Annotated in this window: 24 protein-coding genes; 3 read left to right on the plus strand and 21 right to left on the minus strand. The window is 38.5% G+C overall.

Annotated features, from left to right (window positions below; genetic code table 11):
* Positions 1–218: 218 nt before the first annotated feature.
* The gene (locus ABDZ84_RS18855; protein WP_026681872.1) at positions 219–2,114 is read right to left on the minus strand and encodes a PrkA family serine protein kinase; all 1,896 of its coding nucleotides are present in this window, start codon (positions 2,112–2,114) and stop codon (positions 219–221) included.
* Between the two features lie 281 nt (positions 2,115–2,395).
* Between ABDZ84_RS18855 and ABDZ84_RS18860 the strand changes: the two genes are divergently transcribed.
* Positions 2,396–3,049: a hypothetical protein gene (locus ABDZ84_RS18860; RefSeq protein ID WP_026681873.1), complete on the plus strand. Its 654-nt coding sequence runs from the start codon at positions 2,396–2,398 to the stop codon at positions 3,047–3,049.
* Between the two features lie 205 nt (positions 3,050–3,254).
* Positions 3,255–4,484: an MFS transporter gene (locus ABDZ84_RS18865; RefSeq protein WP_026681874.1), complete on the plus strand. Its 1,230-nt coding sequence runs from the start codon at positions 3,255–3,257 to the stop codon at positions 4,482–4,484.
* Positions 4,485–5,012: 528 nt separating this feature from the next.
* Here the strand turns inward: ABDZ84_RS18865 and phnE (ABDZ84_RS18870) are convergent.
* The 18 genes from phnE (ABDZ84_RS18870) to ABDZ84_RS18955 form a co-directional block, all read right to left on the minus strand.
* Positions 5,013–5,870 (minus strand): phosphonate ABC transporter, permease protein PhnE, encoded by an 858-nt coding sequence (gene phnE / locus ABDZ84_RS18870; RefSeq protein WP_026681875.1) that lies wholly within the window; start codon positions 5,868–5,870, stop codon positions 5,013–5,015.
* Positions 5,870–6,655: a phosphonate ABC transporter, permease protein PhnE gene (phnE, locus tag ABDZ84_RS18875; protein WP_026681876.1), complete on the minus strand. Its 786-nt coding sequence runs from the start codon at positions 6,653–6,655 to the stop codon at positions 5,870–5,872. Before phnE (ABDZ84_RS18875) ends, phnE (ABDZ84_RS18870) begins: the two co-directional genes overlap by 1 nt.
* A 13-nt stretch (positions 6,656–6,668) precedes the next feature.
* Entirely contained in the window at positions 6,669–7,433 is a 765-nt protein-coding gene (gene phnC, locus ABDZ84_RS18880; protein ID WP_343782608.1) for a phosphonate ABC transporter ATP-binding protein, read from the minus strand.
* Positions 7,434–7,518: 85 nt separating this feature from the next.
* On the minus strand, positions 7,519–8,556 hold the full coding sequence (locus ABDZ84_RS18885) for a PhnD/SsuA/transferrin family substrate-binding protein (protein ID WP_343782610.1): 1,038 nt from the start codon (positions 8,554–8,556) through the stop codon (positions 7,519–7,521).
* A gap of 165 nt (positions 8,557–8,721) precedes the next feature.
* The gene (locus ABDZ84_RS18890) at positions 8,722–9,540 is read right to left on the minus strand and encodes a PHP domain-containing protein (RefSeq protein ID WP_026681879.1); all 819 of its coding nucleotides are present in this window, start codon (positions 9,538–9,540) and stop codon (positions 8,722–8,724) included.
* Positions 9,530–10,252 (minus strand): phosphonate C-P lyase system protein PhnL, encoded by a 723-nt coding sequence (gene phnL, locus ABDZ84_RS18895; protein WP_343782613.1) that lies wholly within the window; start codon positions 10,250–10,252, stop codon positions 9,530–9,532. Before phnL ends, ABDZ84_RS18890 begins: the two co-directional genes overlap by 11 nt.
* Before the next feature lie 28 nt (positions 10,253–10,280).
* Positions 10,281–11,462 (minus strand): phosphonate metabolism protein PhnM, encoded by a 1,182-nt coding sequence (gene phnM / locus ABDZ84_RS18900; RefSeq protein WP_026681881.1) that lies wholly within the window; start codon positions 11,460–11,462, stop codon positions 10,281–10,283.
* Between the two features lie 14 nt (positions 11,463–11,476).
* Positions 11,477–12,316, minus strand: a complete 840-nt coding sequence (locus ABDZ84_RS18905) for an ATP-binding cassette domain-containing protein (protein WP_166529895.1) — start codon at positions 12,314–12,316, stop codon at positions 11,477–11,479.
* Positions 12,309–13,175: an alpha-D-ribose 1-methylphosphonate 5-phosphate C-P-lyase PhnJ gene (locus tag ABDZ84_RS18910; protein ID WP_121604092.1), complete on the minus strand. Its 867-nt coding sequence runs from the start codon at positions 13,173–13,175 to the stop codon at positions 12,309–12,311. The genes ABDZ84_RS18905 and ABDZ84_RS18910 overlap by 8 nt, the downstream gene beginning before the upstream one ends.
* Complete coding sequence (locus ABDZ84_RS18915) at positions 13,175–14,281, minus strand: carbon-phosphorus lyase complex subunit PhnI (protein WP_343782617.1); 1,107 nt, start codon at positions 14,279–14,281, stop codon at positions 13,175–13,177. The genes ABDZ84_RS18910 and ABDZ84_RS18915 overlap by 1 nt, the downstream gene beginning before the upstream one ends.
* Complete coding sequence (gene phnH, locus ABDZ84_RS18920) at positions 14,282–14,878, minus strand: phosphonate C-P lyase system protein PhnH (RefSeq protein ID WP_343782619.1); 597 nt, start codon at positions 14,876–14,878, stop codon at positions 14,282–14,284.
* Positions 14,879–15,065: 187 nt separating this feature from the next.
* A complete protein-coding gene (phnG, locus tag ABDZ84_RS18925) occupies positions 15,066–15,488 on the minus strand; it encodes a phosphonate C-P lyase system protein PhnG (protein ID WP_026681886.1) in 423 nt (140 codons plus the stop codon).
* Positions 15,489–15,754: 266 nt separating this feature from the next.
* Positions 15,755–17,170, minus strand: coding sequence for an MBL fold metallo-hydrolase (locus ABDZ84_RS18930; protein ID WP_343782622.1), 1,416 nt, complete (start codon positions 17,168–17,170; stop codon positions 15,755–15,757).
* A 95-nt stretch (positions 17,171–17,265) separates the two neighbouring features.
* A complete protein-coding gene (locus tag ABDZ84_RS18935) occupies positions 17,266–18,588 on the minus strand; it encodes an ABC transporter substrate-binding protein (RefSeq protein ID WP_343782623.1) in 1,323 nt (440 codons plus the stop codon).
* Positions 18,589–18,744: 156 nt separating this feature from the next.
* Positions 18,745–19,572 carry a carbohydrate ABC transporter permease gene (locus ABDZ84_RS18940; RefSeq protein ID WP_026681889.1) on the minus strand — a complete coding sequence of 276 codons (828 nt, stop codon included), beginning with the start codon at positions 19,570–19,572 and terminating at the stop codon, positions 18,745–18,747.
* A gap of 18 nt (positions 19,573–19,590) precedes the next feature.
* Positions 19,591–20,481, minus strand: coding sequence for a carbohydrate ABC transporter permease (locus ABDZ84_RS18945; protein WP_343782626.1), 891 nt, complete (start codon positions 20,479–20,481; stop codon positions 19,591–19,593).
* Entirely contained in the window at positions 20,478–21,608 is a 1,131-nt protein-coding gene (locus ABDZ84_RS18950) for an ABC transporter ATP-binding protein (protein WP_343782628.1), read from the minus strand. The genes ABDZ84_RS18945 and ABDZ84_RS18950 overlap by 4 nt, the downstream gene beginning before the upstream one ends.
* Positions 21,609–22,000: 392 nt before the next feature.
* On the minus strand, positions 22,001–22,399 hold the full coding sequence (locus tag ABDZ84_RS18955) for a nuclear transport factor 2 family protein (RefSeq protein ID WP_321133533.1): 399 nt from the start codon (positions 22,397–22,399) through the stop codon (positions 22,001–22,003).
* 582 nt (positions 22,400–22,981) lie between these two features.
* Here ABDZ84_RS18955 and ABDZ84_RS18960 point away from each other — a divergent pair.
* Positions 22,982–23,179, plus strand: a complete 198-nt coding sequence (locus tag ABDZ84_RS18960; RefSeq protein ID WP_343782630.1) for a hypothetical protein — start codon at positions 22,982–22,984, stop codon at positions 23,177–23,179.
* A gap of 107 nt (positions 23,180–23,286) precedes the next feature.
* Here the strand turns inward: ABDZ84_RS18960 and ABDZ84_RS18965 are convergent, their stop codons facing one another.
* Entirely contained in the window at positions 23,287–23,997 is a 711-nt protein-coding gene (locus ABDZ84_RS18965; protein ID WP_308036005.1) for a GntR family transcriptional regulator, read from the minus strand.
* A 33-nt stretch (positions 23,998–24,030) separates the two neighbouring features.
* Positions 24,031–25,197, minus strand: a complete 1,167-nt coding sequence (locus ABDZ84_RS18970; RefSeq protein WP_121604100.1) for a TraB/GumN family protein — start codon at positions 25,195–25,197, stop codon at positions 24,031–24,033.
* Between the last annotated feature and the right edge of the window lie 371 nt (positions 25,198–25,568).

Raw genomic sequence — 25,568 nt, forward strand, 5'->3', positions numbered from 1 at the left:
AACTTGATAAAGAAAAACACGTTACCACGTGGATCTTCGGACTCGTGCTGTTCCCGCCGGAGTCTCGCTTATTTCAGGTTCTAAATGAATTGTTCTATTAAAAAACGAAAAGATAATTAATTCAAATTAATTATCTTTTCGTTTTTTGGTTGTTCCTTCATTCTTTGGTTTTCGTCTCTTAATTAGTAAGGTCTATACCTATTTAGGTTGTAGCAACACTATCTATTCAATAAACTGCCAACATAGCGAAGCAGCTCATTTGCAGAAACTGAATTATATCCATATTCATCGACCAATCTGGCAATGACCTCATTAATCTTTTTCAATTGTGACTCGTCTGGTGTTTTTGAAGAGGTTGTTATTTTTACAACATCTTTCAAATCCGCAAACAGCTTTTTCTGAATTGCTTCACGTAAACGTTCATGTGAATTATAGTCAAAGCGTTTTCCTTTCCTAGCAAATGCAGAAATCCTAATAAGAATCTCCTCACGAAACGCTTTCTTTGCATTTTCTGATATACCAATTTGTTCTTCAATCGACCGCATTAGCTTCTCATCCGGATTCATTTCTTCCCCAGTGAGCGGATCACGCAGCTTATTCTTATTACAATATGCCTCTACATTATCCAAATAATTATCCATTAATGTCTTAGCTGACTCCTCATAGGAATACACAAACGCCTTCTGAACTTCTTTCTTGGCGATCTCGTCATACTCTTTCCTGGCAATGGAAATATAATTCATATATGTTTCTTTATCTTCTTGAGATATAGAAGCATGCTGGCTTAACCCTTCCTTTAGGGAACGTAAAACATCAAGAGCATTGATTGCTGGTACCTCTTTACGAATGATTGCCGAAGAAATGCGATTAATCACATAACGTGGATCAATGCCATTCATCCCCTCCACTGGAGATTCCTTCTTCAATTCCTCTACATCCATCTGATTAAAGCCTTCAACACTCTCGCCGTCATACAGCCGCATCTTTTTTACGATATCAACTCCTTGTTTATTAGAATCCTCCAAGCGAGTCAGAATAGAGAAGATAGCCGCTACTTTTAAAGCATGTGGAGCAATATGCACATGTGCCATATCACTTTCCTTAATCATCTTTTTATAGATTCTTTCTTCCTGCGTAACTTGCAGATTATACGGTATTGGCATCACAATAATTCGAGAATGCAATGCTTCGTTCTTTTTATTTGAAATAAATGAGCGGTACTCTGCTTCATTCGTATGCGCAACAATTAATTCATCTGCACTAATTAACGCAAACCTGCCCGCTTTAAAATTTCCCTCCTGTGTAAGTGATAGTAAATGCCATAAGAACTTCTCATCACACTTCAACATTTCTTGAAATTCCATCATTCCTCGATTGGCCTTATTTAATTCCCCGTCGAACCGATAGGCACGAGGATCTGATTCGGAACCATATTCGGCAATTGTGGAAAAATCAATACTACCAGTTAGATCAGCTATATCCTGTGATTTCGGATCAGACGGACTAAACGTACCAATCCCTACCCGTTTATCTTCAGAAAGAAAAATGCGTTCCACACGTACGTCTTCAATCTTTCCATCATATTCCTTCTCTAATCGCATCGTGTTTAGCGGAGATAAACTGCCCTCAATACGTATCCCATACTCCTCTGCAAATTCTTCCCTTAAATGATGTGGTATTAAATGCAGTGGATCTTCATGCATAGGGCAACCTTTAATGGCATAGACAGCTCCTTCATCGGTTCGAGAATAGCTTTCTAAGCCACGCTTTAACATAGTAACGATAGTCGATTTCCCACCACTTACAGGCCCCATTAATAATAAAATACGCTTACGTACATCTAGACGTTTAGCTGCAGGATGAAAATACTCTTCTACCAATCTTTCAATCGCTTCTTCAAGCCCGAAAATCTCTTCACCAAAAAAATCATACATCTTCTTACCGTCTTTTTCAGTTAAACCAGAGCACTTAATCATATTATAAATCCGTGAATGAGCAGTTTGAGCCACCTCTGGCCTTTCTTTAATGATCTCCAGATATTCCGCGAACGTCCCTTCCCACTTCAGAAGCTGTTCTTCTTCGCGATGCTGCTTCATTTTGCTAAGAATATCCATGTTATTCCTCCATCCAGTGTCTGATTACTATAGCCTATGCTTAATTGTTTTTTATGATGCCGGTAAGTTAAAACCTTTTCTTGTCTAATATTATGCCTGTAAAGGAGCTATATTTTTAATTCGTATAAATTAATAAATTACTTTGAGATTTAAAATAATGTAGTAAATCACATAATATTTTATTTGTTGTCAAAATTATAATTAAACATTGACTATTTAAACTAACTTTGCTATTATTTGCATGATGTTTGACTAGTTTAAAAATTTAGGAGGCGACTACTATGTTAACAAATTATGACAGCACAGTATTCGACAATTTAAATGAATTAGACATCGCTAGAAAACGTTTTTTGGATAAAGGAGCAGAAGAGTATTTACTAAAGCTTGGAGAAGTAGTCCATCGCCATGGACTTACAGATGTAGTTGGTATTACAATGGCTCATAGACATTTTCGTGTTAGAGATGGAGAACAATTAGTTGAGGAAGTCAGAGACAATAGTTCCGTAATAAAACCATTATCCAATCTTAATAATGATGAAGTTATTCCTTTTACATGGAAGCTATCTAAAAATAAAAATGGGAATCTTCTTTGGTATCCCCTAGAATTTGTTAAAGTTAATACATTAACAGAGGAATCAATCAATAATGAACTAACACTTAGGAATAGTTATGATTTTCTCAATGAATTTTCTAGTACATTAATAGAACTTGGTCTGGAAGATATTTTTGGTCTTTGTATTGTACATCGTGAATTTCAACTTTCACCTAATGAGATGTTAGTTGAAAGTTTGGAAGAAGAGTCACGAACATTGTCATTTAATATAACTCCTAGACAGAATTTAACCCATACGGTATTAATTCCTACTTTTTGGCGTTTTGATAAAAAGGGGAAAGCGTTACAGGCCGAGGCTTGGAAACATTGCATAGGTCACTGATTCATATACTACCTCCTATCATATAGATAAGGAGGTTTTTATATGATTGGGGCACTAAGCTTAACTAACATTATTTTGCTCTTCACAAAAGTACCTTGGTTAAACTTCGTAGCACATTTTAGTATTTAACACTAATATTCTTCTTAAACGTAAAAGTTTCCCTAAAATATTAATAATTTATCTTATGAAAGCGAGGTGATGTATTGTGGTTACACACTTACTTCGTCAAAAGAATTTCCTGTTCATTTGGGCTGCCCGCCAAACTTCGGCGTTGGGTGATTGGATTTTATTAATTGTTTTGCCTCTATACATACATAATCTGACAGGATCAACTATCGCAACTGGTACGATGTTTATAACTCAGATGATTCCACGACTTTTCTTTGGTTCCATTGCAGGGACTATTGTTGAGAGATTAAATAAAAAATGGACATTGGTCTTTACGGATTTAATTCGTGGGATCATATTGTGTGGCTTATTTGTCATTCCTGCCGATCACCTCTGGGTCTTTTTTTTGATTGTTTTTATTCAAAACATGATTGGCACTGTATTTATGCCAGCTCACCGTTCATTGATGGTAGATATTGTAGAACGAGAGCACATCGTTGATGCTAATTCAATCACAATTGTAAGTGACAATATTATCCGTCTTGTTGGCCCTTCTTTAGGTGGTGCATTACTAGGTATCGGTGGACTTCATATATCAATTGCAATTGATATATTATCATACATCATCTCAAGCATCCTTATATCATTAATCACATTATCAGTTGTTAAACAAGCAGAATCCAAAGAAAAATCGACACTAATGGTAAAATGGTTAAAGTTTTGGAATGACTGGTGGAAGGGTATTAAAATCGTTCGAAAAAATCAATTATTTCTAGTCATTTTCTGGATGTCATCTATTACTTGGCTTGCTCAAGGTATGATCAATGTCCTATTTGTACCCTATGTATTAGATGTAATGGGTGAAAGTTCAGTTGAATTTGGTTGGATAGAATCAGCTGAAGGAGTCGGTGGATTAATAGGTGGCTATTTATTGTTAAAATTAAATAAAAAGGTAAACCCATTTCCACTTATTATGATCAGTTTGTTGCTTACTGGAATTATGTTTCTTTTCATGTTCAATTTACCGTATCTGTTAATCGTTTTAATCCTAAATGTTCTACTAGGAGTGCCTAATATCATATTTAGTGTAAGGTTAGAAACATTACTTCAGGAGCATGTTCCTGAAGATTACCTAAGTCGTGTTTTTGGCTCGTATAATACAATGATAGCCTTGGCTACTTTAGCCGGAATGGCTTTAGCAACCATTTTTAATTTTATTGGTACAGTTCTTTTACTAAACCTGACAGCAGTATTGTTTATTGCTGTGGGAATTTTACTTTACAGGCCTTTAAGACATAAGTTAAGAGAACAAGGTAATTCAAATTAAGCATATGGAACTGTAATTATATGATTATTTATTCCGATAAAGGGAGTTGAATTCTAAATACCAATTAATATCAATTTTACGTCAGTTCCATTATTTTATAGCTTAACTTTTTATTCAGATTATTTGTAAGATACACACCGACAAATGCATGTTTTATTCTAACTTATCGATTTAGAAACTCTATATCTATAGCTAATACGCATTTGTTCAACGCTTTTATCCGAGTCATACAAAAAGATGCCGTAAAAGTCAGATGGATCATTGAACAAAAGCGCAAACGCCCGAATAGAAACGTAGCGTTTAGAGCGAGTCAACGGAGATAAGGAAATCACGGTGAGCTTACGAGCCGAAATGACTTAGATTAGGGCGATTCGTGAAGTCGCCCCGTTTCTGGGCGCTGGTGATGGACGCGGTTCAACACGCCCATATTTATCCACTTGGGCATTTCCTAGGCTAAAACAAAAAAAGCTCGGCAGTCATTCCCATTTTGGAAGACCGCCAAGCTTGATGATGCTACATTAAAATTATTTAGTGACGTACAGAAGCAGGAAAATATCTTTTTTTCAGCCGCGTCGATAATACTTCTAAAATAATGGCTATGAGAAGAATAGCATACGTAATAAATCCAACCTCACTCAAGTCAAAATAAAAACCGGAGGCCATAAATAACTCAAACCCAATACCACCTGCACCAGCAGCAGCTCCCATCGCTACAGCAACTGAAAAGTTAATTTCAAAACGTAAAAACGTCCATGATAATAAATATGTAAATGTGGAAGGAAGCACACCATGCATTACTACATGCCACCAATTCGACCCGGTAGCTCGCAATGCTTCCAGTATTCCTTTATCTACTTCTTCAAATGCTTCTGAAAAAGCTTTTACAAGATAAGCAATGGAATGAAAGAGCATACCAAGGACCGCAGCTTCACTACCTAATCCTGCTGCAATTGCAAAAATCAAGACCCAGAGAACGGTGGGCACTGCTCGAATAAAGGCAACGATAATCCGAACAATTTTAGAAATCCACTCTTTGGACAGATTTGTAGCCGCCATCAACGAAAGAAAGAGAGCAATAACTGCTCCAAGCACGGTTGAAAGAACTGCTAACCCAAGTGTAATCCCTATTTGATAAAGTGCTTCTCCCCAACTAAAGTGATTTAAGGCAGGCTCTAGAAACATTACTTTCAAATTATATGCCGTCTCTGTAATGGCAGTAGTTAGATGCAGACCCGTATAATCAAAGAATAGAAAGCCTACAATCGTCAATAGAATAAATAAAATTATTGTCCAGCGCATTACTCGCTCTGACTTACTACCAGATTTAAGAGAAATACTGCCATCTTTTTTTCGCTTCATATACGTTGGCTTTGTTATAGTTTCCATTACAAAATCACCTTCCGTATATAATTTGAGATTAGTTCAATGATGATCACTGCGATGACAATACTAAATGTCACAAGCGCTACCGCATTGTAGTTCATCGACTTATAATACATATCAAAGGTATAGCCTATTCCCGTACCAGTTAGAATACCTACCAGTGTTGCACTTCTAATATTGGTTTCGATCATGAATAGAATCCAGCTAATCATCTGAGGCAAGCATTGTGGAATGACCGCTTTATTGACAATATGAAAATACGTCGCTCCAGTAGCCGTCAATGCTTCAACAGAGCTTTGACTAGCTTCATCAATGGATTCGATAAAAGCTCGAGTTAAGAAACCGACCGTCCCGACAAACAAAGCTAAATAACCCGTTACCGAATTTTGTCCAAATGACAGAAGCAAAATCAGCGCCCATGCAACAACGGGGATATTTCTTGAAACAGCTGCAATGAATCGAGCCACTACACTTAATATTCCGTTCAAGCTTGTTGTTTTAGATCCCATTAATCCTAAAAATATCGATATAACTGCAGCTGTTGTGGTTGCTGCAATAGACATGAATACAGTCTCGTTTAGCTTTTCTAGAATGGTTGGCAGTCGTTCCAATGACTCTTGTGTAATTAACAAATTGGAGATGATCCAGCCGATAGCGGCAGGAAAAGCGGCTAAGCCATCCACAAAATTAAAGTTAGTTATGACAGCTGAAAGATACGTGACAGCTATAATAATTAATAGAAACAAAGTAGATTGCCATTTTCGTTTTTGCATCACTTTTTGATTCACAGTCGATTTCTCCTCACACCGTAATTAATTCTCTTGTTTGTGTTCCATAAATACGATTAATTCGATCATCTGTTAATGGGTGATTGGAACCGTCGAATACAACTTTCCCTTGATTTAGACCAATAATGCGATCCGAATATTGTTGAGCTACTTCCACTTGATGCAAATTCACCATACAGGTAATACCCAGCTCGGAAGTAATTGATTTCAGATGGTCCATAATAACCTTGGAAGCATTCGGATCAAGTGAAGCTATTGGTTCATCACATAGTACAAGCTTTGGATCTTGAATAAGCGCGCGGGCGATTCCCACTCGTTGCTGCTGCCCTCCACTTAGTTGGTCACAGCGCTTATAAGCATGCTCTTCAATGCCTAGCTTTTGCAGAAGATAAAAGGCACGCTTTTTTTCTTGTTCCGTGAATCTACCTAAGACCCCCTGCAATGTTGTTTTATATCCAAAACGCCCGTGAAGGACATTTTCAATTACGGTTAAACGAGGTACTAAATTATAATGTTGAAATACCATCCCAATATTTGTCCGTAGTCGTCGTAACTGTTTCTTTCCAAGAGTTCCCACATTAGCACCATCGAATAGGACATTTCCTTCACTAATTGTCACCATCCGATTGATACATCGAAGCAATGTTGATTTTCCAGCTCCTGAAGGACCAATGATGGATACAAACTCACCAGCTTCTATATCAAAATTCACATTCTCTAATACCTTTGTTTCTGTATCGTACGATTTCCCAAGACCAACTACTTGCAACAATGACATGATAGCTTCTCCCTTCCATTTGTAAAATGAAGAGTATGCCCAGAAAAAGGTGCATACTCTTTCAACCATCATCTATCCACCAATCTTACTTCGAAATTTCATGTATTGGATCAAACCAAGCATCCTCTACTGGCGCGAATCGTTCCTTATCGGATTTGAAGAATAATGCGGAGTCTTCCGAATCCTCTGGTACAAAAATTCCTTGGTTATTCGCAACTTCATCTGAGGTTAGAACCTCTTGTAATTTTTTATAATCTTCTTCACCTAACGTATCCATATTTGCAGCAAAGGGCGCATTTAATACTGGGGTTACACTCATTAGTGTAAATTCGCTATCTGTTACCTTATTAAATGGTTCTGCAGCATCGTCCTTCACGCGATAAACAGAACCTACTGTATTTTCTTCACCTTCCGCAACCTCCACGTAATTTTCTACACATGTATCACAAAATGCAGCAACATCTGCATTACCCGATAATAAATTCACCGCAGATCCCTGATGAGAATTCCCAAACAATACTTGAGAGAACAGTGGACCAGCTTCCATTAGATCTTCTTCCGTTAAATCTGCATATTCATCCTGTTCAGTGAAATGTGCTAATATACTTGAAGAAGGTACTTTAAATCCTGAGGTAGAACTGTTTGATACAAAGGAAAACTTTTTGTCAGCAATGGTATCAAGTGAAAATTCTCCATCCTTTTTGTAATTCTCCTGATCATCAATGTTTACCGCTAACCAGCTATGGTATACCGCATCATCTAATGTTCCTGATGGGCCTGTAGGAACAACTAAAGGTTGAATAGCGTCATTACTTTTATTGGCCTCAATGTATCCCTGTGCCCCCATGAAGGCAACATCTGCATTATTATTCACCAAAGTCTCAATAGCAATGGCATAATCTGTCGTTAAGTGATGCTCTACTTCTTTTCCGGTTGCGTCTGCAATTACCTTACCAATTTCATCACGAGATGATTTCAAATCCTCACCAGATTCATTTGGATACCAAACAATATCAATCACATCATCAACTTCAGCCTCTCCGTTGGCATTACCTGTCGAGCAACCAACCGCAGCAATAGCTAATAAAAGCAAAACAGCAATCCTCGTTATTGTTTTTTTCATCCTTAACGCTCCTCATCCATAGATTATCTGACAAGCCAATAGACGAAACAGGGGGATAGCATTCACGATTCTATTGATTTGTCCTATATCATTGAAACATAAATAATCTAAAAATAGTTTATATTTACATTTTTTTAACTATTATTTAAGCTTGTTTACATACCCTTAATAATTAACCGTTCGTTCAATCGGAATCTGAGGACTAACGATAGATCCTACAGTGATTGGAGTACCAAATGCACCGTGATAATCTGTTCCACCTGTCATTATGAGTTGATATGTGTTAGCTAGTTCTTCCACATGTTGATGATCTACTTTCGTATGATCTGGATGATTCCTTTCAATGCCACCTAACCCAACCTCGACTAGTTCAGGAATGATATCATACGAATGAAGTTGGCCGGGATGTGCAACTACTGCAAGCCCACCATCTGCTACAATGGCTTTCACCGCATCAAACGCATCCACATACTCAATATCTCCAGAAGCAGGTCCATTACCTTTAAACAGACTTTGATATAGTTGTTGATATGCTTCAGAAGTGTAAGCAGATTTTGTTAAATAATTCATAACATGTTGTTTATAAACTGTTAGACTAGGTAGAGCCGACGAAATAATAGCTTGTTGATCCAATCGATAGCCTACACGCTTTAGTTGCTCGATTTGCCAAAGAGTATGTTTTCTACGCCTTTCTCGTACAGGCCGACAAAGTGCTTCAATATGTTTAGCCTGTTCATGGTAATGATAACCAAGGATATGAACCTTTCGTTTACGCTTAAAATCATATGCTGATATTTCTATTCCAGGAATCACTTTTATCCCTAGTTCGGCACCAAGCACTTGTTTTTCCCCCAGCCCCATCGTACTGTCATGATCCACAAAGCTTACGTAATTGACCCCATGATTAGCTGCTTTTTGTAGAACTTCATAAACAGAATCTGCCCCATCGGAGTACGTACTATGAACATGGAGATCAGCCTTCACATAGAACACCTTCCTCCTGTAGAGATACAGGACTAGATTTCATATCGTACACCTTATCGCAAAGCCCATCCATAAATTCGATATCATGAAAAATACCGACTAATGTAGTACCATCTGCTTTTAGTTTCTCGATAATCTCACGTACCTTCACTTTTGATTGCTGATCTAAACTTGCAGTAGGTTCATCAAGTAGCAGTAACCTTGGTTTCTTCACTGTTGCGATTGCAATATTTAATCGAAGCTTCTCCCCGCCTGAAAACGTATTGGGATACGCATCCCATAATTTTCGATCCAATTCAAAATGCTTTAATGCTTTCTCAGCCTCAGTCTTGGCAATAGTTGCTGGTTCCTCCATTTCTAGTAACGCTTTTTCTATGAGCTGTCTAGATGTTGTACGAGGCATGACATTCAAAAACTGAGATACATAGCCGATTTCATGCTTTCGCAAATACAGCATTTCTCTCTCCGTTACCTTCGCTAAATCAATCTTTCCGAACCGATTTGAATCATATACTATATTTCCAGTATCGGGCAGATAGGTTCGGTAGATACTTTTTAAAATAGTAGATTTGCCACTCCCACTTTTGCCAACAATCCCTATAAATTCACCTTTATCCAAAGAAAAATGAATGTTCTCCACAGCTTGCATCGTTTTCCCCAGATGATGAATCGTAAATTGCTTACCGAAATTCTTAACCTCTAATAATGCCATCGACTCATTCCTCCTTACTCCTACGTCTTTAATTGGTACGGTAGTTTGTCGTTGTAATTAACGCTCCATTTACCATCGTAGCTGTCAGCATTGGATACCCATCATCCATCCGTTCAATGATGATAATGTCTGCTTTCTTTCCAGCCTTAATAGAGCCGATCTCTCCATCCATGCGTACGGCTTTAGCAGGATTAAGCGTGACTTTCATAAACATCTCGTGTAAATCATTGCTGTACGACTCACTTAATGTAAAGATGGCATGTAATAATGCTGCTGGATAATAGTCACTACAAAGAATATCAATACTGTTTTCAGCAATTGCCTCAGCAGCAGATAGATTGCCAGAATGAGAACCTCCAAGCATTACATTAGGAGCTCCAGCAATTGTCTTTAGCCCTAATTCTCTAGCCTTTTTGGCAATATCAAGGGTTATTGGAAATTCGCTAATTGTGGTTCCAAATGAAGCTACTAAATCCAGCTTCTCCACATTATCGTCATCATGCGAGGCTACAGCTATTCCCTTTGCTAAAGCTATGTCAGCTATTTCTTTTATTTGATCGATCGACAAGCATTTCATATTTTGACGTTCTAAAATAATTGTCTGTACATCATCATCTGATAATGCACGATATCCCTGAAGGGTTTGTCTGTATACCTCTAAATCACGATACTGTCCTTGCCCAGGTGTATGATCCATAAAAGACAATAAATGGACTTTATCATCGTTTATATTTTGAATCAGTCGATCAACTTCTGAAACATTATCAATCTCAAACCGCGCATGCAGTCGATGGCGGATTAAATGAAGCTCATTATGAGTAGCTGCAATAGCATCTACCATGCGCTGCACATTCTCTGGATAACGCATTGGCTTATGTGTAAATACATCCTCACGATAGAAGGAAAGCGAGTGGAACATCGTCGTTATTCCATGACTAATTAGTATTTTTTCGGCCTCACGTAAGCTAATATGGAAATCCATCATACTCGTTGGCCGTGGAGAAGCAATTGTCTCAATATAATCAGAATGAATATCAATAAATCCAGGTGAAATATACCCACCATTTGCGTTTATGTGGTCTGCAGCTTTATATTCATTAATGCTTTCTTCAGGAATAATCGCTTGGATATGATCACCTTCCACAACAACAGCATATCCTTCTAAAATCGTTTCTTCTGTAATCACTTTTCCATTATGAATAATATACACCGTAGCTATCCCTCCTATAATAATGAGTAAACCAATCGTTGCGTGTACGCATGTTGTGGATCTTCCATAATCTGATCTGTTAGCCCTTGTTCAATGATGGCTCCGTTCAGCATGACAATTGTGCGATCTGCCAGCATTCGAATAACTGCTAGATCGTGCGATACAACGATCATACTAATTCCAGATTCTCTTTGAATCCTCTTAATCAAGTCCAATACATTTGCTTGAACGGACAAATCAAGACCTGTTGTAACTTCATCGAGAAATAGAATGGGCGGATTATTCGAAAGTGCTTTTGCAATTTGAACACGCTGCTGCATACCACCGGAAAAATTACGTGGCTCCTCCTTCGCTCGAAACAATGGGATATGGACATTTTCTAACAACTCACTACCCGTCCTCTCCATCGTTGTAACGTTACGATTACCTGCAGCAATTTGTTTTTCTGCAATATTACCTATGGTAGAAAAATTCATTTTTAATCCTTTTACCGGATTTTGATAGACCATTCCGTATTTATGATTACGAATATATCGTTTCTTTTGTGAAGACAGATTAAATACATTCTGCCCTTCCAATTCAACATCATGAATATATGCATCTCCGGAAGTAACTGGCTCATCAAAATATAAGCACTGCATCATCGTAGATTTTCCACTGCCACTTTCTCCTACAATCCCAAGGATTTCACCAGGGAATAATTCCAAGGATATATCCTGGCAAGCATATACCGTCCCACATGTGGAGCAATAATTTCTCTCTAGTTTTCGAGTGGACGTTTCTCTACAATCCTGACAACCACCACCGAATTGTTTATTTAAATTCCGAACGCATAAGATTGGTTGTTCATGCATGAGTGGGTGCAGCCTCCTTTTCCTTCAGTGAATTTAACCGATCGACACAATAGCTTGTATCATTACATTGATAATAGCTCTTACCAGAAGTTTCATCGATTAGCTCATCGAGAAACACATCATCAGCACCGCATAAATAACATGTATGATCGGCAAAGGATTCCACTGTAAAAGGATAATCCTCAAACGCAAGTGAATTTACATCTGTATATGGCGGGACAGCATAAATTTTCTTCTCTCTCCCTGCACCCAGAAGAATAAGAGCTTCAGAATAATGCAATTTCTGATTATCAAACCTCGGAATTGGGCTAGGGGCCATTACATAACGCCCATTCACATAAACCGGATGATCCGCCCCTGTTGCTGTCTTTCCGTACTTCATAATTTGTTCAAACAAAAGCAGCCATGCTCCACTATATTCATCTTCCGCATGTAATCTTTTGGTTATATATTCACTAGCTTCCACTTGTCGAAGTGGTTCTGGAGTTGGTACTTGCAATACAAGTATTTGCTCCTTCGTTAATGGTACTTCCGGGATTCGGTGCCTTGATTGTATAAGTGATGCTGCTTCTGTGTTCTCCGTTAGTGCTACATTGGTTGTTTGTTGCACCAACTTCTTAATGCTAACAGCGTTTACGGATTCATCAGCCCCCTGATCAATTACTTTTACGATATCTGTCTTGCCGATTAAGGATAGGGTAAGCTGAAGTCCTCCTGTCCCCCAGCCTCTTGCTATCGGCATTTCTCTCGAAGCAAAAGGGACTTGATAGCCTGGAATAGCGACTGCTTTTAACGTGGCGCGACGAATCTCCTTTTTAGAACCTTCATCGAAAAAGGCAAAGTGTGTCATTGTTTTCATTACTCTTTCCCCTCCTTTTTCACTTCACGAACACTATCCAGCTTAGACTGAAAGGTCACATAATGTGGTAGCTTCAAATGTGAAATGAAACCAGTAGACTCAACAGAGTCAATATGTAGCAGTACAAACTCTTCATCATGTGTAGGAAAATTGGATTCAGGATGCTCCAAGCATTGATCTAAAATACTCATTGCAATTGCCTTCGTTTCATTTTGGCCATAGCAAACACCATATCCGATTTCAAATTCCAATTCCGCTTCATTCTTTTGGTTTTTCGTTGATACTGGTACAAACGACTCCACTTCCGAAACTTTAATTTCCCCAATATAATATGGATCTTCATGATTCTGTCCTGTACCATTCGGCTGGTCAACATAGACAGGTAGTGCGCCCACACGTACTTCTCCAACGGTTGGATGTACTTGCCCATATCCCCGTAAAGATGCATATCCCAATGCAGTTACCGCTCCTGTTTGACCACGAGTTAATACTTGCAGCCTTGCACTTCTTGGAGCAGGGAATGGAAGGTTTTCCTTCGTGATATCAACCGGTTTCGTATCATCAGCCTCATAGGTATCAAATAACCCTTCTTTTCTTAGATATTCCACCACTTTAGGGAAATAGCTAACCTTATCCGTAGCTTTTATGTTTGCAAGCTCCCGTTCATAAGCTTTTACCCATTCTTCATTCTGCTTAACACGCTCATCCAATAAAGAAAAATCCAATAATCGATGTGTATAATCTGTGGTTGCTCCTAGCAATTGCCCCCCAGGAATATCTTTAAAGCTTGCAGAGATACGACGCTCAACAAACATTGACTCCGATTCTACGGTTTGACTGTAATATAGTCTAGGCAAGGTTGATCGATGTGCTCGCATAATAAAAACGGCCTCTTCCATACTTCCCTCAGCCTGTTTGATGGATAATGCTGCTAGAAAGGGAGAATACAAGCTACTCTCCGACATAACTTGATCCAATAGGGATCGCATTGTTGCCATTATCGTTTTAACCTCAATAATCTCACTTTCCTTTAAACGCTCATAGGTTAATCGTTTAATCGAAGCCTCAATCGCCTTTGTTCCACCTTTAACTGCTACATACCCCATTTATTCCACCCCCGTAATTTCAACTGTAGTCGTTCTAGGGATACAAACGATATGTGCCTGCGCATCTGTTATAATCAGATCGATGCCTAAGGGGTACTCATTTATTCGTTCCTTACGAGCTTGCCATGCTTTTGTATAAATGCCCGTAAACAGCTTGACCTCATTTTTAATACCGGGTCCCATTAATTTCAATTCAGCCGTATTCGAAAGTTTTGTTGTTTCGATGATCCACGTGCTGGAATTTTGGGGATCAATTAAATCACCTATTTTACACTGATAGATCGCCTGTAAGATGGATAGCTCCGTTGCATCCTGTAAAACGATAATATAATCTGCCTTATCAGCAGGTGCTTGCTTTGCTAAGGTATATTCCGATATTTTTCCGCCAACCTGCTGCTGTTTTTCTGATATAAGATGAAAGGAAACCTCTCCATCTAATAAAGCCATTGCGCTAAGTAAAGTAGCATCATAACATGGTAATTGATAATCCACCTGCTCTGCCTGTTCTCGAAGAATTGAAATGTCACCAGGTCGAGACATACTATACAAGATCTTCCTATATACTTGCTGTAAATCATGCACTTGATCTATAGCCATACAATCTCCCCTAATCCCCTATTTTTAATAAACTGAAACTTCAATCAGTATGGGTTTTGTTTATCCGCCACTGATTGCTACCGGTCAACAACTACTCGTTCCGTACGATAACTCTTTCCCAGGAGTCTGGTATCTTCTAGTCGTTGTGTCTACCTGTACCTTTTGAGACTTCCCTATTAGCTTCAACTCAATTGTCCATCGTTTCAAAGTTTACCTTTGTTTCAAATAGTTCTGCCTGTTTTTTAGCTTTTTTCATCGTTATTTCGGCCTCTGCCTGTAGAAGTAAATCATGCCATTCCTTCGTTTGCGGTAAATTGGCATTGTAAGCAGCATCGATAATGGCAAGCTGTAATGCTAATTCGTCTTCCATTCCCTGGACAACACCAATGCCGACATGCTGATTGATTTCTACTTTTGCTTCTGTTACAAGTACTTCGCCAATATAGAATAAGGAGTTCTTAGCCGACTCTCGCATCTTAACCATCGTTAATCCGTAGTGCGGAGCGACAATTTCCCGATAAGTATAGTTCTGTAAAAGGCCTTCTGCGAGCTGCTTTGCCAATGTTGTATCATCTTGAATAAGAATTTCGGTTCTTCTGCGCCTCTTCATTTCATGCACCCTCCTTTACAAACCCATCGTAACTTGTTGCCAAGTTGCTGTGTTTTAAAATATCGTAAAGAATTTGTAAAGGAATCCTTTATCATGTAAACGAACGAAGACAGATGACCTTTAGTCCATATAACAAAACAGCATACCAAAGGATACTATTTTCACATAAAGTGAAGCTTCAAATTAGATGAGGTCTAACTGCCAGTTAGATGTGGGATAAAACGAGACAAACAAAAAGACCGGAAATACTAATGCTATTCCCGGTCTCAACCGTTAGATTTATAGAGTTCATTATTTTTCAATACATACGTTACCCCATATTCAGGCATTACTAGCCGACCATGGTCTGGAATGAGTCGTTCGGGATGAAAACTATGTAACGGGATCAATGTTTTTGGGTTCAACCTCTCCAATATATACTTTAAATGCTGCGGAATGGCATGCCCTCCAGTACCTGCTAAAAATCTTGGCACACCAAGCATATTCAATAAATTTATCAGATGATGATAAGCCGGATCGTAATCTCCTAAAGGTGTACCGTTAGAGTGAAGATACACTCCTTGACTTACATGTAAATCAAATAGCTCTAATGAATTTTCATAACTCATTTGTAATAAATACGCCGATGGATTTCTGTTAATAACGCTTGCATCCACTGTTTCATAGCGACTCATTAAATCCTCCTTCCAACCAGGTAATGTCCCTATGATGCTCTCATGCTTCGTATTTGCTGGAAGATATACTGAAAAATTCCTTTTGCCGAGAAATTGTTCAGCTATATATGCTGTTTCTAATTCAAACACAAGCTTTCGCTTAGCTAGATTGGCAACTTCCAGCATTGTTTTTAAACGTTCAATATTGCGGTGATAGATATTAAATAACCCGAGACCGGTTGTCTCCTGTAAGATTTCCATCATATGACCAGCAATACTAGCTTCCTTTACTAAGCTCGTAGGCAATGCTCGATCAGCAATAATTGGCTGTTTCCTTTCTTCGATTCCCCGTAATGTTGTTCCTTCCATGATGAGTACATCAAAGCCTCGGTCCTTCACTTTTTCGATCGCGGTTTCCATCCATTGAGGATTTTTTCCATGAAGACGAAAATCACCGGTGTAAAATACGGCTCCATCTGGTGTCTGCACATGAAAACCACAGGCACCTATGACATCATGATCAACCCGAATTGGCGTAATACAAATCTCGCCAATTTGAAACGTCTCATTATATGTACAAGCACGAAGGCTTGGTTTATGCCCCTTTACGGCTTCCCCTACTACTTCCAATGACCGATACAATTTCAAGGAGTCCTCTGTGAAATAGACAGGAATTTGTGGTGACAGCATACCCACGCCTCCCATATGATCCAAATGTAAATGAGAAACAATCACAGCTGTATGCCTTGCGTCCCGTTCTTCTGGAAGAGGATCAGCTAATCCCTCGAGATCTTCAGCCTGATAGATACCATCTATCGGTGGTATCAATCCGAGTTTCAGGTAATCCTTCACGATCTTGCTTGATCGCTCTTCTATTTTCTCATCCAACATACTGGTATCTGGACTAAAGATTAAACCAAAATCAAAAATTACACGACTCTCTTTGTATTCAATGGATACAATTGTACCGCCAATCGTACGCAGTCCTCCCCAAAAGCGGATTTTTGTGTGATTACATGCTTCTTTCAACCTACTCGCCTACCTTCTTATAATTTCAAGGAGGAGCCTGTTCAGCTCCTACCTTGCCATATACTTTTAATGTTTCCACTTTTTGCTTAAACCTACTAATTTGCTTTATCTACAGCATCCTGTGCCGATTTTTGCAAGTCCTTTAGTCCATCTTCAATTGACTTTTCTTGTAATAATACGGATTGGATCTCCTTATTCAAAGCTTCATTTATACCAGACTTCCCTTTGATATGGGGATCATAGTAGCCAGCATCAAATTGGGAAGCTGCTACTCCATAGGCTGGATTTTCCTCTACATACTTTTTCCATTCATCCGTCTCTAATGCAGACGTACGTACTGGCACATAACCAGTGGATTTTGCCCAAAAAACAGTCTGTTCCGTACTTGTTAGAAACTTCATATACTCCCAAGCAGCAAGCTTTTCTTCGTCGGTTGCAGAATTAAATATAGCTAAATTGGTACCCTGAAAAGCCATTGCTGCTGCTTTACCTTTAGGTAATGGTGCTACAGACCAGTTGATCTTTCCTTCCGCTTCAGCACCAACAAAGGATATTCCAGCTGATGATCCTACATACATTGCAACGTCTCCCCGACCAAATGGACTCGACATATAACCATCTTCTCCAGCAAGCCTGGCAGTACCTTCTGCAATCATCCCATTTAAAAATTCAAGCGCTGTTTTGGCTTCTGGAGTATTGAAGGTTACTTCATCCACTGCACCATCGATTGTTTTGCCTCCTGCTTGGCGCACATACGTTGGGAAGGATAGCCCTATTGAATTCTCAAAGCCTAATCCAACCACTTGCTTACCGTCTTTATTCGTTGTAAGTGCTTTTGCTGCAGCCTGATAACCTTCCCAGGTTGCTGGTATCTCTAGATTCTTTTCTGTTAGCATGTCTGTATTGTAGTAAAGAACTTCAGTACTCTTATTAAATGGGACACCATACATCTTGTCCTCCCATGTATTCGCTTCACGGAAAACCGAAACAATATCGTTTAATTCATTTTTAGACCAACCATGCTGCTTATGTTCCATATATGGTGTTAGGTCAGTGATTAAATCATTCTCAATGTACTGCGTCATCCAGTCTTCATAAGCCTGTGCCATGACGGGCGCGTTTTCTGCTTTAGCAGAAGCCATTAATTTTTTTGACAAATCATCGTACGATCCTTGGCTAACAAGCTTTACCGTAATATTATCCTGAGACTGATTAAATTCATCTGTCATTGTTTTTAACGTCTCCTCTAGACCACCTGTCATAGCATGCCAAAATTCAATTTCTACTGGACCTGTTAGCTCTTCTGGAACAGAAGCCGTTTCTTTTTTCTTGTCCTCATTTGGTTTCTCAGCATTCCCACATGCTACTAAGCTAATTGCGATTAGACCTACAAGCAAAACGAATAAAAACTTTTTCATATTATACCCTCCATCATTATGTATTTTATATTGTAAAAACGTCACTCTGTAGAGCATTGATTCCTCTAACAGAAGTAAGTTGAACAATTAGCACCTACCTACCCGCCCCTGCTTTAGAACGTAAAGCTCGAGGTTCCATCACACCGATAGTCGAACTTATCCTTTTAAACCAGCCTTTGCTACCCCTTCAATAATGTACTTTTGCAAAATAATATATAAAATGATCATCGGCAGAATAATCATAGTCGAAGCAGCCATTAATAATTCATAGACAGTACCTGTTTCTGTACTGAAAGCAGTCAAGCCTACTGGAAGTGTCCGCATTTCCTCTGAATTAGTCACAATTAATGGCCAAAGGAATGCGTTCCAGCTACCAATTGCTTTTAGTATTACAATGGTTATTAGCGCAGGCTTTGCAAGTGGTACCATGATTGTCCAAAGAAACTTGAAATCACTGCAACCGTCAATTTTGGCAGCATAGGAAAGTTCTTGGGGAATTCCAAGAAAGAACTGACGTAATAAAAAAATCGAAAATATACTTGCAAGCCATGGAACAATTAAAGCTTCATATTGATCAATCCAACCTAGGTTTACCAACGTAACAAAATTTGGTGTCAATAGTACTTCTCCTGGAACCATCATGGTTCCTAGTAGTATGGCAAAAATGATATTTTTCCCATAAAATTGAACTCTCGAAAAAGCATAGGCTGCCAAAATGGTCGTTATTAATTCACCTAGCGTACTTGCAATCAATACAAAAAAACTATTAAAGGCATAGCGCGCAAATGGGGCAACCTCAAAAGCTTTCGAATAATTCTCCCACTGAAAATCTCCAGGAATCCATTGTGGAGGCATAATCATAACTTCATTAGAGGCCTTTAATGAAGTACTAATCATCCAGACGAATGGAAGGAGCATTAATAAAGCACCTAGCGTTAGTAACAGATAAATAAATCCTTTAGACATCGCTTCTTTCTTTACCATTTCTTCGCATCCTCCCTATTAATAATTTACCTTTTTCTTCCCAACATATAGCTGGATGAAGGTAAAGATAAAGATTACCAAAAACAACATATACGCGGCAGCAGAAGCAACGCCAAAGTCCCAACCCCCATAAAATCTATTGAAGATGTAATACACAATGGTTTGAGCACTACCAGCAGGACCTGGCTGCCCGCCAAACAGTGCAAACACTTCATCAAACACCTTGAATGCATTGATAATCGAGATAATAGAAATAAAAAAGGTCGTCGGAGAGATTAGTGGTACTGTAATATTTTTAAATCTCTCCCATTTAGAAGCACCATCTATCTGTGCTGCTAAATAATACTGCTTGTTCACATTTTGCAGTCCTGCTAGAAAAATAATAATGTTATAGCCGAGCCCCTTCCAAATTGCAAGAATAATTAATGAAGGCATTGCCCACTGCGGATCTGTTAGCCATTCAATCGCGTCAATTCCAATAAAGCTTAAGAAATAATTCAAAACGCCGTATTCTGTATGAAAAATCCATCGCCAAACAATAGATACTGCAACAACGGAGGTAACAAACGGAACAAAATAAATGGTTCGGAACAATCCTCTGAGACGGATGTTCTGGTTTAGCATCACAGCAATACCTAATGATAATAGAATGGAAATCGGTACTACCCCTATCACATATATCAACGTGTTATACATAGAGCGCCAAAATTCATCATCTTGAAGGATATACTGATAATTGTCGAACCCACGAGCATATACCTCGTCTTTAAAATAGTCGTAATCCGTATAAAAGCTCATGATAAAAGACTTTATAATCGGATATAAGTTAAATACGATAAGCACCGCCAATGCTGGAAGCAGATAGAAAAATGCTTTTATTGTTTTTCTTATAGTAGAACTTTCATTCAAACTACTTCCTCCTCACTATGCTGATGGCTGGTTTTAAGCGATTTTCCTGTTAATAGATTCTCTCCATCTGTTTCTCTAAAAATATGAAAGCGATTTGGATGTAATCCGAATTTAACCCGCTGTCCTTGTGTAATGGAGGCATCCAGCGGAACGATTGCTCTTACCTTTCGTTCACCTATAAGGAAACTTACCAAGTTATCCCTACCAATTCGTTCGACTATAAGCACCTTTCCTCCAATACCCTGCTTGTTTTCATCGACTTCTATATATAAATCCTCAGGTCGAATACCAACGAGCAATAATTCATTCCACTTAACTTCCTTTGAAACTGGGTATGGAAGTTGAATAACTTCTCCCGTTTCCGTGAGCTGAACGGTATACCTATCTCCACTGAGAGTTGCTGATAAAAGATTAATAGGTGGATTCCCGAGAAATTGTGCGACAAATTCGTTTTTAGGATGATCATAAATATCTTGTGGCCCACTAAACTGTTGAAATCTGCCATTCTTCATCAAGAGAATTTTATCTGAAATGCTTAACGCCTCTTCCTGATCATGTGTCACAAAAATGGTCGTAATACCTGTGGCTTGTTGAATACGTTTAATCTCTTCACGCATTTCCAACCTTAGTCGAGCATCTAAATTAGATAATGGCTCGTCCAACAAGAGTAACTTCGGTTTTTTTACAAGTGCACGAGCGATGGCAACGCGCTGCTGCTGACCTCCTGACAATTGGCCAGGCTTTCGATCTAATAAGTGATCTATATGTACGAGCGACGCCATATCACGAGCTTTTTCCATAGCAATCTTCTTTGGCACCTTTTCCATTTTTAGAGGAAACATAATATTTTTAAGCACCGTCATATGTGGGTATAGTGCATAATTTTGAAAAACCATACCAATTTCTCTTTTTTCTGGTGGGATGTTATTGACGAGCTGATCACCAAAAAATAATTGGCCAGAAGTAGGCTGGTATAATCCAGCCAACATGAACAAGGTAGTACTTTTTCCACATCCACTTGGTCCTAGCAAAGAAACTAGGCTACCTTCCTCCATCGTTACATTAAGCTTGTCTACAGCAATTACATCATCAAATTTCATGGAAATATTCTTTAAGATTATTTTCATATGGAGCCCTCCTAAATTAGCCATAACTTATTATCTGAATATTACATATAATTTAAAAATAAAAACCTTAGGTAGTAAATTTATTTCAAATAAGTTATATTTAAATGTTAAGGTGTTTTATTACAATCACATTATCTACGAGCTATACATAAAAAACAAGACGTATCGCTGTTAATTTACACTAAATTTACAATATTTTAAATTTTTAATATTTAATCCCGGCATGTTTCGTATATACAATTTCACACATCAAAAAAACAGCTATCTTCACAGAAGAAGGTTTAGCTGGTTTTTATTTTTAAAGATATCTTTGCTAAATTCTATTTAAGATTACCGAATTATAGGAGACCGAATTGATGAAAAGAGCGTTTGGTATACACATTTTCAGGAGTTTAAAACACCCCATTCTCATTAGGGGAATCCTCTGGAATGGGTTGACCCACATCCCACAATTCAACAATCTTGTCATCCTGGAAACGGAAAATATGAACAACAACACCTCCAAGGTCATCCTTGTTTTGTTTGACAAGTGAATGAACCGCAACGAATTCGCTATCTCCAATAATACGTTTGGCCTCAAATAGCTTGTCAGGATTCTCTGCTGCATTTTCCTCCATTGCTAACATAAGTGAATTAGCATCACCACGAAAATAAGGGGGGTGATGGCAAAAGCCTGGACCGACGTGACTACTATACGCTTTCCTGACTTTCCCTGATGCTACGAGTCGTAAAAACGAAACTGCTTTCTCTTTCATCGAAAGCGTACCTTTACTTTCCTGTTTTTCATCCATTTTCACCATCCTATCGTATGTGTAAGACGACATATTTTAAAAATCCCGAACCTTCAATCAGTAGGGGTTTTGTTTATTACCCTCTGATTGTTAGTACCACAAGGGTATGACCTAGAGGTCTTTGCTTTGAACCAATCAGACATTTACTGTCAGGCGATCTCCCATTTCATTAGTAATTGAAAGTGGGGGTCTTACTGCCAGTAATAGATGGGATAAAAATACCTCTTTAGATATTGGTTTATCTAAAGAGGTAAAGTAAAACGAATCTAGTTTTTTTTATAAGTTAAGAAAGTATAAAATCAGTGCAATGACTGCGTTAAGCCAAGTAGTTATTTTGAAATGTTTGATGTATATTGGCAATGCTCCGACTAATCACTTCGCTTTCGGCGGGCACGGCCTCAACTAACTTTGCAAAGAAGAACACGTTGCAAAGTGGATTTTCGGCTCGCGCTAATCCCACAGGAGTCTACGTAATTAGTCTCCGCTATGAGAAAGTGCAACAATTCTTGTCATAAGTAATAGGTTGACTTTTTTTACAATGGGTAAAGTGAAAATCGTTATCCGTGAGTATAAAAAGCAGTTGTGTTACTTCATGCTAGCGTTGTAGAGCCTGATAATAGCGAAGGCCGGCCACTTCAACTCCTGTGGGAAATGTTTGACCTGAAGATCCACTTTTTTGAGCGGGTTTTGCTAAAAAAGTTAGCTGAAGGACAAACCCCACGGAAAGGGAAGTGGGTAGCCGGAGTGGTGGTCAAGCAAGCAGTAGCTATTATTCCATAATAGCTACTAGAGAAAGCGTAAATCTGAGCATGTAGTGATAAGGACTGAGCGAATTTTGCTCCGTTTTTCTTATTGGCTATCCTATAAATAAGGAGTGTTACTAGTTCCTATTGCATCGTAATATCGTATTTAAATTTATCACTCCGGTAGAGTATTTTCGTATACTCGAGGACATCCCCTGTCTCTACATCCAAGCAGTCACTTTCCACGATAATAAGTGGTACCATACTGCTACAAGATAATAATTGCTGCTCAGAAAAAGTAGGGAACGTAATACTAAGCAATGTTTGATTACTCGTAAATTGTGTATAGCCTAATTCTCGATAATAAGAAAACATCGACTTAATCTTAGGGCCATCTTCAGCAATTTGCGGGAACTTCAACTCGTTTACAAAGGATTGGTGAATGGCAATTGGTTCATCATCAATCAATCGAAGTCTACCTATTTGATAAACGGTATCTCGGTTGGTTGCCTTTAGTATCTTGAATATTTTCTCTTCATAATCGATTTTCTTACAAAACGCATTCTTTGTTGTTAGATTGTAGCCAGCTTGCCTCATTTTATCTGTAAAGCTTACCTTCCCCGTTAAATGTAGCTGAATGGGAATAGGTGCCTCCTTTAAAAAACGTCCTTTCCCATGCACAGAGTATATATAACCACGTTCTTCTAGTACCATAAGAGCTTTTCTGGCAGTAATTCGTGGTACACGATAGGCAGTTGCTAGCTGGTTTTCTGAGGGGAGCTTTTCTCCTGGCTCCATTGCTTTTTTAATCATTTTCTCCATCAAATCATCGATAATACGTGCTTCCTTATCCACTGTGATCCAAAACTCCTTTTCAGCATTAAGCTGTTATAGGTTCTCTAGAAACACACGGATGACATCTACACCACCGATAAAAGTCCCGAGTGAGCTTCCTAAATTAGCAAGAACCACAATCAATAATACTCTTGTCACTTTATTCCTCCAAAAGCCCTTAACGGTGAATACATCCTCCGAAAGTGTTTCAAAATCCCGCACATGTGGCCTGCGAATATAGGCCTGAACAAAGCCGGCAAACCAACCAGCTGCTAACAATGGATTTAATGAAGTAAGAGGAGCGACCAAAAATGCAGTAAGAATTGTTAACGGGTGACCAAATGCTATTAAAGCTCCAATTGCGGACAAGCTTCCATTCCAAATCACCCAGCTCAGCGTTTGTTCCCACCCAGCTGCTGGATTCGCAAAAAACGTATAAGCAATGATAGCGAGAATAAGCACAGGGATAGACCAACCAATAATCTTGGGAATCTTCGACTTTGGTGGAATTTCTGCTAGTTTTTGCAAATTGTGCTCCCGCTTAATCTCTTCTTTAATTCCTGGGACATGAGCTGCGCCGAGTACAGCAACGACCTTATTACCCGGGGCATCTTTAATTTTTTGCGCTAAATATTGATCCCTTTCATCGATTAACGGCTCTTTTAACTTAGGAAATGTATCGGTAAACTCCTGCAAAATGGTATTTATAGTATCTTGTGTCTTCATTTTTTCTAACTCTTCTTCGGAAATACTCTCCCTACTGAAGATACTAGCTATCACTTGCGTTAATAATATTGCTTTTCCCTTTAATCCAATATTATGCCATATTCGCGAAAAGGTAATCTGGATATTTCGATCTGCTAACACAAGTTTTGCATCATTCTCCTCTGCAGACTTAATGCCTTGAATCATTTCTTGACCTGGATTAATACCAAACTGTTTCGCCATTCGTTTTTGAAAAGAAGATATCGCAAGATTCATTAATAATAAGGTTGCCTTCTTTTCTTTAATTACCTTAAATATATCCATTTCCCGCCAGCTATTACCATCTTGAACCGATTGGAAGCGCTGCTCATCTAATTCTACACAGACAGCATCTGGTTTTTCTGCTTCAATCACATTCTTTACCTGTTCAGCACTATGCTTAGAAACATGGGCAGTTCCAATTAAGATATATTCTTTATTTCCTATATGTATCCGCGTTATATTCTCTTCCGTCATGAATTACCTTCCTTTTTACTAGACAATTAAGTAAAGCTTTGTACTGTAATTATACTTTAAATACAAATAATTTTATATTATAAAATAAAACTTCTCTGAAAAAAGGGTTCTGCTTTAGAGATCGCTGATGTTCACATATCCAATAAAGTGAAACTTCAATCAGTGGGGGTATTGTTATTCCCCACTGATTGTTAGTACCACAAGGGGATGATTAAAGGCCTTTGAACCAATCGAACAATTACTGACAGATATATGTGGGACTAAAAAAACGGAGCAAAATTCGCTCAGTCCTTATCACTACATGCTCAGATTTACGCTTCCTCTAGTAGCTATTATGGAATAATAACTACTGCTTGACCACCACTCCGGCT

Source organism: Virgibacillus salarius, assembly GCF_039521925.1.
Classification (GTDB): Bacteria; Bacillota; Bacilli; order Bacillales; family Amphibacillaceae; genus Virgibacillus; species Virgibacillus salarius.

What these genes read in the sequence shown, in the direction of transcription:
- ABDZ84_RS18855 (WP_026681872.1), bottom strand. Translation starts at nt 2,114, where the DNA reads ATGGATATTCTTAGCAAAATGAAGCAGCATCGCGAAGAAGAACAGCTT.
- ABDZ84_RS18860 (WP_026681873.1), top strand. Translation starts at nt 2,396, where the DNA reads ATGTTAACAAATTATGACAGCACAGTATTCGACAATTTAAATGAATTA.
- phnE (WP_026681875.1), bottom strand. Translation starts at nt 5,870, where the DNA reads ATGGAAACTATAACAAAGCCAACGTATATGAAGCGAAAAAAAGATGGC.
- phnC (WP_343782608.1), bottom strand. Translation starts at nt 7,433, where the DNA reads ATGTCATTGTTGCAAGTAGTTGGTCTTGGGAAATCGTACGATACAGAA.
- ABDZ84_RS18885 (WP_343782610.1), bottom strand. Translation starts at nt 8,556, where the DNA reads ATGAAAAAAACAATAACGAGGATTGCTGTTTTGCTTTTATTAGCTATT.
- phnL (WP_343782613.1), bottom strand. Translation starts at nt 10,252, where the DNA reads ATGGCATTATTAGAGGTTAAGAATTTCGGTAAGCAATTTACGATTCAT.
- ABDZ84_RS18905 (WP_166529895.1), bottom strand. Translation starts at nt 12,316, where the DNA reads ATGCATGAACAACCAATCTTATGCGTTCGGAATTTAAATAAACAATTC.
- ABDZ84_RS18910 (WP_121604092.1), bottom strand. Translation starts at nt 13,175, where the DNA reads ATGAAAACAATGACACACTTTGCCTTTTTCGATGAAGGTTCTAAAAAG.
- ABDZ84_RS18915 (WP_343782617.1), bottom strand. Translation starts at nt 14,281, where the DNA reads ATGGGGTATGTAGCAGTTAAAGGTGGAACAAAGGCGATTGAGGCTTCG.
- phnH (WP_343782619.1), bottom strand. Translation starts at nt 14,878, where the DNA reads ATGGCTATAGATCAAGTGCATGATTTACAGCAAGTATATAGGAAGATC.
- phnG (WP_026681886.1), bottom strand. Translation starts at nt 15,488, where the DNA reads ATGAAGAGGCGCAGAAGAACCGAAATTCTTATTCAAGATGATACAACA.
- ABDZ84_RS18935 (WP_343782623.1), bottom strand. Translation starts at nt 18,588, where the DNA reads ATGAAAAAGTTTTTATTCGTTTTGCTTGTAGGTCTAATCGCAATTAGC.
- ABDZ84_RS18940 (WP_026681889.1), bottom strand. Translation starts at nt 19,572, where the DNA reads ATGGTAAAGAAAGAAGCGATGTCTAAAGGATTTATTTATCTGTTACTA.
- ABDZ84_RS18950 (WP_343782628.1), bottom strand. Translation starts at nt 21,608, where the DNA reads ATGAAAATAATCTTAAAGAATATTTCCATGAAATTTGATGATGTAATT.
- ABDZ84_RS18955 (WP_321133533.1), bottom strand. Translation starts at nt 22,399, where the DNA reads ATGGATGAAAAACAGGAAAGTAAAGGTACGCTTTCGATGAAAGAGAAA.
- ABDZ84_RS18970 (WP_121604100.1), bottom strand. Translation starts at nt 25,197, where the DNA reads ATGACGGAAGAGAATATAACGCGGATACATATAGGAAATAAAGAATAT.